General features: G+C 72.3%; 13 protein-coding genes. 1 reads left to right on the top strand and 12 read right to left on the bottom strand.

What is annotated here, in order from left to right; all coding sequences use genetic code 11:
- Positions 1-98: 98 nt before the first annotated feature.
- The 11 genes from AC5LUJ_RS06830 to recG form a co-directional block, all read right to left on the bottom strand.
- Positions 99-830, bottom strand: coding sequence for a DUF2786 domain-containing protein (locus tag AC5LUJ_RS06830; protein WP_250285097.1), 732 nt, complete (start codon positions 828-830; stop codon positions 99-101).
- A gap of 107 nt (positions 831-937) precedes the next feature.
- Positions 938-1,792, bottom strand: a complete 855-nt coding sequence (gene mutM / locus AC5LUJ_RS06825) for a bifunctional DNA-formamidopyrimidine glycosylase/DNA-(apurinic or apyrimidinic site) lyase (protein ID WP_250285095.1) — start codon at positions 1,790-1,792, stop codon at positions 938-940.
- Between the two features lie 80 nt (positions 1,793-1,872).
- Positions 1,873-2,691 carry a ribonuclease III gene (gene rnc, locus AC5LUJ_RS06820; RefSeq protein ID WP_250285093.1) on the bottom strand — a complete coding sequence of 273 codons (819 nt, stop codon included), beginning with the start codon at positions 2,689-2,691 and terminating at the stop codon, positions 1,873-1,875.
- On the bottom strand, positions 2,688-3,770 hold the full coding sequence (locus tag AC5LUJ_RS06815; RefSeq protein WP_493464643.1) for a phosphate starvation-inducible protein PhoH: 1,083 nt from the start codon (positions 3,768-3,770) through the stop codon (positions 2,688-2,690). The genes rnc and AC5LUJ_RS06815 overlap by 4 nt, the downstream gene beginning before the upstream one ends.
- 6 nt (positions 3,771-3,776) lie before the next feature.
- Entirely contained in the window at positions 3,777-3,947 is a 171-nt protein-coding gene (gene rpmF, locus AC5LUJ_RS06810; protein WP_013874845.1) for a 50S ribosomal protein L32, read from the bottom strand.
- Positions 3,947-4,561, bottom strand: coding sequence for a YceD family protein (locus AC5LUJ_RS06805; protein WP_250285091.1), 615 nt, complete (start codon positions 4,559-4,561; stop codon positions 3,947-3,949). The genes rpmF and AC5LUJ_RS06805 overlap by 1 nt, the downstream gene beginning before the upstream one ends.
- Positions 4,562-5,054: 493 nt before the next feature.
- Positions 5,055-5,453, bottom strand: a complete 399-nt coding sequence (locus tag AC5LUJ_RS06800) for an ATP-binding protein (RefSeq protein WP_493464642.1) — start codon at positions 5,451-5,453, stop codon at positions 5,055-5,057.
- Between the two features lie 116 nt (positions 5,454-5,569).
- Positions 5,570-6,391, bottom strand: a complete 822-nt coding sequence (locus tag AC5LUJ_RS06795; protein WP_250285089.1) for an MEDS domain-containing protein — start codon at positions 6,389-6,391, stop codon at positions 5,570-5,572.
- Positions 6,392-6,562: 171 nt separating this feature from the next.
- Positions 6,563-7,039 carry a pantetheine-phosphate adenylyltransferase gene (gene coaD, locus AC5LUJ_RS06790; RefSeq protein WP_250285088.1) on the bottom strand — a complete coding sequence of 159 codons (477 nt, stop codon included), beginning with the start codon at positions 7,037-7,039 and terminating at the stop codon, positions 6,563-6,565.
- Entirely contained in the window at positions 7,036-7,593 is a 558-nt protein-coding gene (rsmD, locus tag AC5LUJ_RS06785; RefSeq protein ID WP_250285087.1) for a 16S rRNA (guanine(966)-N(2))-methyltransferase RsmD, read from the bottom strand. Before rsmD ends, coaD begins: the two co-directional genes overlap by 4 nt.
- A 148-nt stretch (positions 7,594-7,741) precedes the next feature.
- Positions 7,742-10,207, bottom strand: coding sequence for an ATP-dependent DNA helicase RecG (gene recG / locus AC5LUJ_RS06780; protein ID WP_493464641.1), 2,466 nt, complete (start codon positions 10,205-10,207; stop codon positions 7,742-7,744).
- 193 nt (positions 10,208-10,400) lie between these two features.
- Here recG and rpmB point away from each other — a divergent pair, with 193 nt between their 5' ends.
- Positions 10,401-10,589: a 50S ribosomal protein L28 gene (gene rpmB, locus AC5LUJ_RS06775; RefSeq protein ID WP_007516655.1), complete on the top strand. Its 189-nt coding sequence runs from the start codon at positions 10,401-10,403 to the stop codon at positions 10,587-10,589.
- A gap of 110 nt (positions 10,590-10,699) precedes the next feature.
- Here the strand turns inward: rpmB and thiD are convergent, their stop codons facing one another.
- Positions 10,700-11,533, bottom strand: coding sequence for a bifunctional hydroxymethylpyrimidine kinase/phosphomethylpyrimidine kinase (gene thiD, locus AC5LUJ_RS06770; protein WP_493464640.1), 834 nt, complete (start codon positions 11,531-11,533; stop codon positions 10,700-10,702).
- Positions 11,534-11,604: the final 71 nt, after the last annotated feature.

Raw genomic sequence — 11,604 nt, 5'->3', positions numbered from 1 at the left:
CCGCACGTCAGGCCCCACCCAGACAGCGGTCCCCAACCTCCCCGGCGGCAAGTACTGACGCGCCGGCCTGCTGGCCGGCCGCAGCTGTTCCTGGCCGGTCACAGCTGTTTGCGGCGGGGCCTGTCGGCGAGGCGGTTGCCGGTGCCGATATCGGCCCGCTGCCCGGCCTGGAAGCCGGCCGGCCCACCTGAGCCGGACAGGCTGCGCGACCGCGTCGTACGCAGCCGCGGGTAGACCTCGGCGACGTGCCGGTCGACCCTCGCCGACCGGTCGGCGAGGACGAGCTCGACCGACCGGCCGCCGGCATGCCCGGACCGATGACGTTCCCTGGCCCCGGACTCGGCCGCGGTGAGCCGGTTCTGGACGGCGGCGGCGAACCCGGCCATCCAGGACCGGCGGAACGCGCGGGCGTCCTCCGCGGGCGGCACCCGGACCAGCGCGAGGGCGTGCGCCTGCTGGACCAGCAGGGACGTGTAGAGAAGCTGGGCCCGTTCCAGATCGGCCGCCATCCCGAACAGGTGCGCCGCGTGCGCGGTCGCGCCGGCCAGCGGGCTCGTCCGGTGGATCAGCCGGCAGCCGAGCGGGCCGGCGATGGCGGCCAACAGAGCGATCTTGTCCCGGGCGTAGGGATGGTCGATGCCCAGCACGACGTCCCCGGCCGCCGCCGTGGTGGGCACCGCCTCCTCCAGCAGCGCCCGGTCGATGCCGTACTGGGCGATGAGGTCCGCGGCCTTGTCGTTGTAGGACTCCCGGGCCTGTTCGGGCAGGCCCTCGGCCTCGGCCATCGCCAGCAGCTTACGGATCTTTCCCAGGGCGGCATCCGCGTCCATGACGGTTGTCGCGCTCCTTTCACCACCAGCTGTCGGCAACCGCCGCCGGACAGGGCCCGGCGCCTACCAGTGCGCCTACCAGTGCGCCGCGCCGGGCGGAGCCCGGCCTACCAGTGTGCTTTTCGCGGGCGTGGCTGGCAGCGCGGACAGGTGAAACTGGACCGGTTCATGAAAGCGTCCCGGCGGATCGGGGTCTCGCATCGCGTACAGGGCAGCCCTGCCCGCCCGTAGACCGCGAGCGAACGGTCGAACAGCCCGCTCTCACCGTTGACCGACACGTAGAGCGCGTCGAAAGAGGTGCCACCGGCCTGTAGGGCCTCGAGCAGGACCTCGCGCACCGCTTGCAGCAACCGGTTGAGTTCGCCGCGGGTCAACGTCCCGGTCGGACGCGCATAGTGCAGACCCGCTCGCCACAGTGATTCGTCCGCGTAGATGTTACCAATCCCGCTGGCGAGCGTCTGGTCCAGCAGCGCCCGTTTTATCCCGGTCCGGCGGTGGCGCACAGCCGCGACGAAGCCGGCGTCGGAGAACTCCGGGTCGAGGGGGTCCCGGGCGATGTGCACGATCGGCGCGGGCACGCCCGCGTCGGTCGGGACGACCGCCAGCCCCCCGAAGGTGCGCTGGTCGACGAACCGCAGCTGACGGCCGGCGTCGGTGAAGGTGAAACGCACCCGCAGGTGCGTCTCGTCGGGCTTCTCCGTGGCGACCACCAGCAGCTGGCCGCTCATCCCGAGATGACCCAGCAGCGCGGCCCCGCCGTCGAGGGCCAGCCACAGGTACTTGCCCCGGCGGCAGGCAGCCTCGATCGTGCGGCCGGCGAGCACGGCGGCGAAGTCGGCAGCGCCGGCGGCATGCCGCCGGACCGCCCGGGGATGGGCGACCGCCACCGTGGCGATCGTCCGGCCGGGCAGCGTCCGCTCAAGGCCGCGGCGGACCACCTCGACCTCGGGCAGCTCAGGCATCAGGCAGCTCAGGCATCATCGGGCGGCTCAGGCATCAGGCATACGGGATCGGACAGGCGGGAATCAGGCACGGCCGCCGGTCAGCCGTTGCCCGTGCCCACCGCCGCCTCGGAATGGCCATGGGCGCTCTCGGACGCGGCGTCAGCGGTGGCCCCGGCGGTGTCGGGTGCCACCTGGCCGGGAGCTTCGGCCTCGTCCTCCAGCGCCTGGAAGGCGGCGGCGGCGGCCCGCTGCTCGGCCTCCTTCTTGCTGCCCCCGTCGCCGTGACCGAGCACCCGGCCGGCCACGACGGCCCGGGCGGTGAACCGCTTGGCGTGGTCCGGCCCGAACTCGTCCACCTCGTACTCGGGGGGGCCGAGCAGCAGGCTGGCGGTACGCTCCTGCAACGACGTCTTCCAGTCCAGCCCGGCGCCCCGGCCGGCGGCGACGTCGAGCAACGGGTCGAACAGCCGGTGGACGAACTCGGAGGCGCTCTCCAGACCGGACGACAGGTAGACCGCGCCGATCAGCGCCTCCAGGGTGTCCGCGAGGATGCTGGCCTTGTCCCGCCCGCCGGTGGTCTCCTCGCCGCGGCCGAGCAGCAGGTAGGGGCCGATGCCCTTCTCCCCCAGTGTGCGGGCGACCTCGGCCAGGGCCCGCATGTTGACCACGGACGCGCGCTGTTTGGCCAGCTGCCCCTCGGGCAGGTCGGGATGGCGGTTGAACAGGGCGTCGGTGACGATCAGGCTGAGCACCGAGTCCCCGAGGAACTCCAGCCGCTCGTTGGTCGGCAGGCCGCCCTGCTCGTAGGCGTACGAACGGTGCGTGAGCGCCAGCTCCAGCCGGTCGACGTCGACCGGCACGCCGAGCGCGGCCCGCAGGCCGTCCCGGGGCATCGGCGGAGGCAGGCCGCGGGTCATGACGGCAGCCCGGCCCGGCTGCGGCGGCGGGTGACGAGACCGGCCAGGGCCGCCCGCTGGCACAGCACCCATCCGGAGCGGTCCGCGGCGGACGCCTGCGCGGCCGCCCGCGCGATCGCTCCCGCGATACCCGGACCGGCCGCGCCGGGACCAGGCCCGCCGCCCGCGACGATCACGATCCCGTCGACGCCAACCACGAATGCTCCCTCCTGCGGATACCACCCCGACAGCGCCGGTGACGGCTGGTCGACCGACTTCGCCACCGCCCGCAACCACGAGACCACAACAGCTCCGGTCGAACCGTCGCAGACGACGACATCGACCTGTCCGCCGGCCACCACCGTGGCGGCGTCGACGGCACCGACGAAGTCGAGCTCCAGCCCGGTGAGGAAGTCACCGAACTCGCCGTCGCCGGACCCGTCGGACGCGCTGGCGCCCGGGCCCCCGGCATACGGTTCGCCGGCGCCTGGCCGACCGGTACCCGGTCCGCCGGCGCCAAAGCGTGCTCCGGGGCGACGGACCGGCCCCGCCACCAGCCGGCCGACCCGGGGACGCGCTACGCCCAGACAGGCCGTCGCGTAGGCCGCGCCGACGATCGCGTGCTGGACGAGCTGGTCGGCCCCGGTGCCGCTGCCGGGGACCGCGCCCGCGTCCAGCAGGACCGTCGGGCTCGACCGGGAGCCGAGCAGCACGGCGAGGGCCTGCCGGGTCGCCCCCGGCACCGGCCCGAGGGTGAACGAGGCGGCGGCCACGAGCGCTTCGGGCGGACCGGCGGAGACGACCGCGTCCGCCACGCCGTCCCTGATCAGCCGGGTCGCGACACGGACCGTGGCATCCCGCCTCGAGCGGACCTCACGGGCCGCGTCCTGGCCAGGACCGATCAGATGGGGCGCTTCGGCCAGCCGTAACCGGCCACCGACGGCGAGCCCGCGCTCGGCCGACAGCCGTTCGGCAACCGCGGCCGGGCCGACGATGCTGACCAGCAGCGACTCGTCGGCGTCCAGCGCGCTACCGATGCCGTCGACGACCGCGTCCGGCGCGCCGTCACCACCGAGCAGATCGACCGCGACGTGTGTCACATCAACTTAGACGTCGAGGACCTGTCGATCGTTGTAACGACCGCACGTCGGGCAGACCGTGTGCGGACGGGTCACGTGGCCGCGGGGGCACTTCGTGAGGGCCGGGGCCTGCGTCTTCCACTGGGCCCGCCGGGAACGGGTGTTGCTGCGCGAGGTCCGGCGCTTCGGGACGGCCACTAGTCCTTCTCCTTGCTCTCTGCGTGGGTGTTGCTCGCTGCGTGGGTGTGCTCATTCGGTGACAGGTTCTCGGCCAGTGGCGGCAGCGCCGCCCACCTGGGATCGGCCCGGGCATGCTCGTGATCGACGTCGGGATCGTCCAGCCGGCCGCCGCAGTCGGCACACAGGCCGGCGCAGTCCGGCCGGCAGCAGGGGGACAGCGGCAGGCTGAGCACCAGCGCGTCGCGCAGCACCGGCTCGAGATCGAGATGGTCGTTCACGACCTGGAAGGAGTCGTCCTCGGGGTCCTCGGGGGCCCGGTCCGGGTAGTAGAACAGCTCGCGGAGACCGACCGTGGTGTCGTCCTCGATCGGGTCGAGGCAGCGCGCGCACTCGCCGGTCAGCGGCGTGAACGCCGTGCCGCTGACGAGCACGCCCTCCATCACGGCTTCCAGGCGCAGATCCAGGTCGATGGGCGCGCCCACCGGGACGTGGATCATCTCGGTGCCCAGCTCCGCCGGAGCGGGCACCCGCGTCACGACGCGCTTCATCGATCCCGCCCGGCGGCCCAGCTCACGGATGTCGAGCACGAGCGGGCCCCGAGGGGCCCGGCGGCGGGATGGCGGCGCGGTCATGGAGGAGGTGCCTGTCGTTGCCACGGATACTGGATTCACAACTCTCGCTGTCACAGGCGGCCGACCGCGGGACGGTGACGCGCTCGTGACCTGTGACTCGTCGGTCAATGGGTTGGTGCCCGGGAATCCAGGTACCGGAGACCACCCTATCCGATCGTCTCGCGAAATCCGCTCACCGTCACCCCGGACGGACCAGGGACCGGCTGTGGCACGCCCACCGGCCTCGGGCCGCCAGCCGGCGGGCGGTCCCCGACAGCCACATCATCCCCGACAGGCCACATCAATGCCCCGTCAATGCCCGGGGCCGGCACGCCCGGGCATCCGGACGGCCCGCGCCCGTCGCCCGCCCGCATGTCACGAAGCGTCGCAATGGCCGCCTCAAGCGCAATGGCCGCCTCAGGGAGACAGATGGAGATCCACGGTGAGCGGCAGGCCATGGCCGGTGGTGGACCAGGGCCATACGCCCTGGCCCAGCGCGAGTGACACCAGCCGTTCAGGGCAGGGGCTGCTCGGCCCAGACGGTCTTGCCGGTGGAGGTATGGCGGACGCCCCAGTTCCGCGAGAGCTGGGCGACGAGGAACAGGCCCCGCCCGCCCTCGTCGCAGCCACGGATCCGATGCGGACGGGGGGAGCCACGGCCGCCGTCGGAGACCTCGCAGATGAGGGCGTGCTCCCGGATCAGGCGCACCGTGATGGGAGCGGCACCGTGACAGACCGCATTGGTGACCAGCTCGCTGACCAGCAGCTCGGTGGTGAACACCGCTTCTTCCAAGCCCCACGCGTACAACTGCCGGGAAACCCCGGCCCGGACCGCGGCGACAACAGCGGGGTCGAGGGGCAGCTCCCAGGTGACGAGCTGCTCCACGGTCGGGGCGTGGGGGTAGGGGGTCACCGGCGTGGCATAGGCCGCATCCGCGGCCGCCTGGCCCGGCAACCGCTACCGGAACAACCGTGGGCACACGTTCCGGGCCGGAATGATCGTTCTGCTACTGGCATTCGCGGATCACATCACACCTTGGTCAGGGCCATCCACGGGATCGATTCCGCGCCGAGGATACGTAGCACGTACGCCTGACGGGTACTGCAACGGATCTCCAGCCGCCCGCCCGGCGGCATTCCGGCCGCCAGCCTGATGATCAGCCCGGCACCATGGGCGTCCAGGAAGGAAAGATCCGTCAGGTCCAGGAGCAGGCGGTCCCCGAACCGGGCGAACGCCCGCTCAAGACCACTGATGAACTGCTCGCGGGTAGATAGATCAACTTCTCCGGCCAGCCTCAGGCCGGAGCCGGTATCCTCGATATCCAGGGATCCGATGCCTTCGAGCACCGTCATGGGGTGGACGCCGTCCATGCGGTCCAGCAGTTCCCTGCTGAAACGCTTCCGGTCGTAGCAGCAGATCACGCTGCACCGCGGATCGGTGAACAAGACCTTGAGCTCATGTTCATAGGCGACAAGCTGGTCGAGATCCATGTCGGGATCCAGCGCCCAGGCCATGTCGGCGCAGGCCCGGAATCCCGGGTACTCCTGCTGGTACGACAGCTCGATCTGCTCCCGGTACCGCTGGATCTGGCCCTCGATGGAGAACCGGGCAGGCGGCAGGTATACCGCTTCGGTGCTCTCGATGTTCAGCTGGCCGCGCTCCCATGCCGGCTCCACCGGCGGGCCACAGGAGTCCAGCCGGGCGAAGATCTCGCTCTTCGAGATGCCGGGACCGGTGACGAGCAGCACCTTCTCGCCCTTGGCGAGCCCCCACTGGCTGTAGGCGGCCAGCGCGCTCCAGCACGCGTCGTCGTCGTCGAAGTTCAGGCATGCATGGTCGCCAAGCCCCATCCGTCCTATGGACACGGCCCGGCGCGGACCAGCACCAGTACTCTGCGTAGACACTCCAAATACAGTTATGACGCCAACCAGTCAAGGATTCACGGTCCGACGACGCTTGTCAAAGGGGGCCCCAGGCCCCGCGGGCACGGCCCCGGGGGGAACGCCGCCCGGGGCCGTGCTTCAGCGGGCGAGACGTTCGCGCAACTGCTTGAGCACCACGTCGGGGACCAGGCCGGACACGTCCCCACCGTAGGTGGCGACCTCCTTGACCAGGCTGGACGACAGAAACGCATACTGCGGATTCGTACTCATAAAGAGGGTTTCGACGCCCGCGAGTGAATGGTTCATCTGCGCCATCTGCAGCTCGTAGTCGAAGTCGCTGACCGCGCGCAGGCCCTTGACGATGGCCTGAATGCCGCGGGCCCGGCAGAAGTCGACGAGCAGGCCATGGGACGACTCGACCACCACGTTGGAATGATCCCGGGCCACCTCACGGATCAGCTCTATCCGCTCCTCCACGGTGAAAAGGTTGGCCTTGTTCTTGTTGATGAGCACGGCTACGACGACCTCGTCGAAGAGCCGACTGGCGCGGACGATGATATCCAGATGACCATTGGTGATCGGGTCGAACGAACCTGGACAGGCAGCCCTTCTCATGATCCAGAACCGTACCAGAGCACCCCCTCACCATACGCGCGATTGCGAATCGTAATGAGTCCGTCCGGCCAGGCCGGCGGGCCGCTGCGGCGCGAGCGCTCCACGACACACACCCCGTCCGGATGCAGCCAGGCACCGGCGATCAGCCCGGCGAGCACGCTGGTCAACGCACTGTCCGGCAGCGCATACGGAGGATCCAGGAACACCGCGTCGAACGCGCACTCCGGCATGATTTCCACCACATGTTGGACCGGCTGCGAAAGGATCTCCACACCGGTGAACCCGAGCGCCGCCGCATTCGCGCGCAGGGTGCGGACCGCCGCCGCCGACCGGTCGACGAACAGGGCGTGGGACGCCCCGCGGGACAACGCCTCGAACCCGACCGCGCCGCTGCCGGCGTAGAGATCGGCGAACCGCGCGCCGCGCAGCTCTACCAGCGAGGCGAGCGTGTTGAACAGCCCCTCCCGCGCCCGGTCGGAGGTCGGGCGGGTCCCGCCGCCCGGCGGCACCCGAACCGGGCGCCCACGCGCGTCCCCGCCGATTATCCTGGTCATTTCCTGTCTTCGCCCCGTCGTTTTTCCTTGTTTTTCTCCGGATTTCCGGTGGCCGGGCGCGCCGGTCGCCGGCACGCGGCCCACCGGCCCCGGCCCACGCCCCGGTCATCCCTCCCCCGGCCCGTCATCCCTTTTCCGGACAGGCGGCTCATCCCTTTTCCAGATAGGCGGCGGCCGTCGCGTCGAGAGTGGCGGCGAGCGCCGCGGCCAGCGCCGGATGCGCCGCCAGCTGCGGATCGGCACCGACGAGCGCGCTCGCCTCGCCCCGCGCGGAGCGGATCAGCTCCTCGTCCTTGAGCAGCTCCAACAGGCGCAGGGAACGCCGGCCGCCGGACTGGGCCGCCCCCAGCACATCGCCCTCGCGTCGCTGCGCGAGGTCGAGACGGGCGAGCTCGGCCCCGTCGGAGGTGGCCGCCACCGCGGCCAGCCGTTCCCAGGCGGGCGAGCCCTCCTGCGCGTCGGTGTACAGCAGGCACCAGCCGGGCGCGCCGCCGCGGCCGACCCGGCCGCGCAGCTGGTGCAGCTGGGAGACACCGAAACGGTCGGCGTCCATCACAACCATCACGGTCGCGTTCGGCACGTCGACCCCGACCTCGATCACCGTGGTGGCCACGAGGACGTCCAGCTCCCCCGCGGCGAACCTGGTCATGGTCTCTTCCTTCTCGTCCGGGGGCAGCCGGCCGTGCAGTGTGGCGACCCGCAGCCCGGCGAGCTCGCCCGCCCGCAGACCGGGGAGCACGTCGAGAACACCCGCGCCCGGCCGGCGGGCGGCCGCCGACGCGTCCCGCGGCGCGGTGCCGCCCGGCCGCGCCCCGCCCGCCGGACCGGCCGCGCCGGCCACCGAGCCGCCGGCCACCGAGCCGCCGGCCACCGAGTCGCCGGCCATGCCCCCGGTCGCGGGGGCGTCGGCCGCGGGGACGTCATCGGCGTCGCCGGCGTCCCCACCGATGCGCGGGCAGACGACATAGGCCTGCCGGCCGGCGGCGACCTCGTCGCGGATGCGGCCCCACACCCGGCTGGCCCACTTCGGCGCTGTCGCGGGCACGACGAACGTGGAGATCGGCGAACGGCCGGCGGGCAGCTCGGTGAGCGTCGAGACCTCCAGGTCACCGAAGACGGTCATCGCGACCGTCCGCGGGATCGGGGTGGCGGTCATCACCAGCAGATGCGGCGGACGGTCGGACCGGGAGCGCAGCGCGTCCCGCTGCTCCACCCCGAAACGGTGCTGCTCGTCGACGACCACAAGAGCAAGATCGTGAAATACCACCGACTCCTCGAGCAGGGCGTGCGTGCCGACGACGAGGCCCACGCTGCCGTCCGCGACAGCGGCGAGCGCCTCCCGCCGCGCCTTCGCGCCCAGCGAGCCCGTCACCAGCACGGCCCGGGTCGCCTCGGGCGCGGCGTCGAGCTCCCCGGCCCGGCCCAGCGGGCCGAGCAGAGCGCGCAGGCTGCGCAGGTGCTGGGCCGCGAGCGTCTCGGTGGGCGCGAGCAGCACCGCCTGCCCGGCGGCGTCCACCGCGGCGAGCATCGCGCGCAGCGCCACCACCGTCTTGCCGGACCCGACCTCGCCCTGCAGCAGCCGGTGCATCGGGAAGGGCCGGGCGAGCTCCGCCGCGACCGTGGCGCCCACGGCACGCTGCCCGGCGGTGAGCGAGAAGGGCAGGGACGCGTCGAAGGCCGCGAGCAGACCGTCGGGACGCGGATGCCGCGGCGTCGCCGCGATCTTCTCGAGGTCGTGCCGACGCTGTGCCAGCGCGACCTGCAGGACGAGCGCCTCGTCCCATTTCAGCCTGGTCCGGCCACGGCCGACGTCCGCCCAGGACGACGGCTGGTGGACCAGCCGGTACGCCTCCAGCAGGCTCACCAGCCGGTAGCGGGCGCGGATGGCGGCCGGTAGTGGGTCGTCGAGCTCGGTCAGCAGCTCCAGGACGACCCGCACGCACGTGGCGATCGCCCAGCTCGGGATCTTCGCCGCAGTCGGGTAGATCGGGAGGATGCCGCCCGCGAAGCCCTCGACGTCCACGCCCGGGCCACCCCCACCGCCACCGGGAACCGCGCTGTCGCCGACCGCACCGTTACGGCTCGTGTCGTTACGGCTCGTGCCGTTACGAACCGCGCCCGCGTGGGCCGGGCGCTGCCCGTTCGCCGGCTCGGTGATCCCGGGGAGCTCGAGCTCTCCGGGGCTGTCGGAAAGCCCCGGGATCGTGTCGTCGAGCAGCTGCACCTCGGGGTTGGTCATCTGCTGCCGGTGGTTGAACACCTCGACCTTCCCGGCGAACAGCGCGGTCACCCCCGGCCGCAGGTCCCGCGACCGCCACGGCTGGTTGAAGAACGTCAGCGCGAGGCTGTGCCGGCCGTCGCTGACCGTGACGATCAGCATCTCCCGCCCGCGGCCGCGCAGCGGGCGCCGCTTGGCGCTGGTGACCCGCGCCTGGATGGTGACCGCCTCACCGACGGTGAGGTCACCGAGATCGGTCAGCTCCCCCCGCTCCTGGTAGCGCCTGGGCAGATGGGCGAGCAGGTCACCGACCGTCTCCAAATCCAGGGCACCGGCGAGCGCCGTGGCGGTCCGCGCGCCCACCACGTCCCGCAGCCGTGTCTGCTGGTCGACCACACCCACGATCCTGCCCGACCCCACCGACAGCTTCGATCTGCCCCACGCGTTCGGCCTGCCCGTGCGCTTTCGTGGACGGCCCTCACAGGCGCCTCACGGGCCGGCGGTGTCCGGTGGCGGCGCGGCGTGGGGTAGCCTCGGATGACCGCCGCGAACGCGGCATGATCATTACTATTCTCTGGCGGAGTGTCTCGTGTCTTCGGTGTGCGACGTCTGCGGCAAGGGGCCGGGCTTCGGTATGTCGGTCTCCCACTCCCACCGGCGCACGCGGCGGCGCTGGAACCCCAACATCCAGACCGTGCACGCGCTCGTCGGCAGGACGCCGAAGCGCCTGAACGTGTGCACCTCCTGCATCAAGGCCGGCAAGGTCACCCGGGCGTAGCCGCCCGCGCGCCTGCTTCCTCCGGCGTCGACAAGGCACCGGCGTTTCGCCCCGGCGGCACCGCGACGGGTGTGGCGGCTATCGCCGCTGTCAGGTATCGCCGCTGCCAGCTATCGCCGCTGCCAGGCGTGGTCGACCGGGCCGATGCCCGCGCCGAGCGGGAAGCCGGCTTCCAGCGCGCCGGTGACGTAGTCCTTTGCCGCGCGCACGGCATCGGGGACGTCCGCCCCGCGGGCCAGCAGCGACGCGATCGCGGACGCGAGCGTGCAGCCGGTCCCGTGGGTGTGCCGGTTATCGTGCCTGGGCGCCCGGAGCACCATGCTGTGGTGGCCGTCGGTGAGCAGGTCCACGGCGTCGCCGGGCAGGTGCCCGCCCTTGACCAGCACCCAGCGCGGCCCGAGGCCGAGCACGGCGCGCGCGGCGGCCGGCAGGTCCGCCTCGGTCCGCACCTCGACGCCGGTGAGCAGCCGCACCTCGTCGAGGTTCGGGGTCGCCACCGTCGCCACCGGCAGCAACCGGGTACGCACGGTCTGCACCGCCTCGGGCGCGAGCAGCGGATCCCCGTGCTTGGACACCCCCACGGGATCGACGACGACGGGGACGCCGGCCCCGGCCAGCTCGCCCGCGACCGCGGCGACGATCGGCGGTGACGACAGCATCCCGGTCTTGACCGCGTCCACCCCGATGTCGGCCACGACCGCGCGGATCTGCGCCACCACGGCCTCCGGCGGCAGCTCCCACACCCCGTGCACGCCCAGGGAGTTCTGAGCCGTCACCGCGGTCAGCGCGCTCATCCCGTGGACCCCGAAGGCCAGCGCGGTCTTCAGATCAGCCTGGATACCAGCGCCCCCGCCGGAGTCCGACCCCGCGATCGCCAACACCCGAGCCGGCGGCAGACGCGCGACCGGGCCGGGAGCGGAACCGAAAGAGACCACGGTCCCCACGCTAGACCGCTGCCCACCCGCCCCCGCGCCGCCCGTCTGGTAGGCGGGCGGACAGGTGTGCGAGTGGGGCG

Source organism: Protofrankia sp. CiP1_Cm_nod3 (assembly GCF_982290655.1).
Note: the sequence above shows the minus strand (reverse complement) of the source record. Positions and strands in the feature narration are given on the sequence as shown.

Coding starts and splice junctions, on each gene's coding strand:
- AC5LUJ_RS06830 (WP_250285097.1), bottom strand. CDS start 830: ATGGACGCGGATGCCGCCCTGGGAAAGATCCGTAAGCTGCTGGCGATG.
- mutM (WP_250285095.1), bottom strand. CDS start 1,792: ATGCCTGAGCTGCCCGAGGTCGAGGTGGTCCGCCGCGGCCTTGAGCGG.
- rnc (WP_250285093.1), bottom strand. CDS start 2,691: ATGACCCGCGGCCTGCCTCCGCCGATGCCCCGGGACGGCCTGCGGGCC.
- AC5LUJ_RS06805 (WP_250285091.1), bottom strand. CDS start 4,561: ATGACCGCGCCGCCATCCCGCCGCCGGGCCCCTCGGGGCCCGCTCGTG.
- AC5LUJ_RS06795 (WP_250285089.1), bottom strand. CDS start 6,391: ATGGGGCTTGGCGACCATGCATGCCTGAACTTCGACGACGACGACGCG.
- coaD (WP_250285088.1), bottom strand. CDS start 7,039: ATGAGAAGGGCTGCCTGTCCAGGTTCGTTCGACCCGATCACCAATGGT.
- rsmD (WP_250285087.1), bottom strand. CDS start 7,593: ATGACCAGGATAATCGGCGGGGACGCGCGTGGGCGCCCGGTTCGGGTG.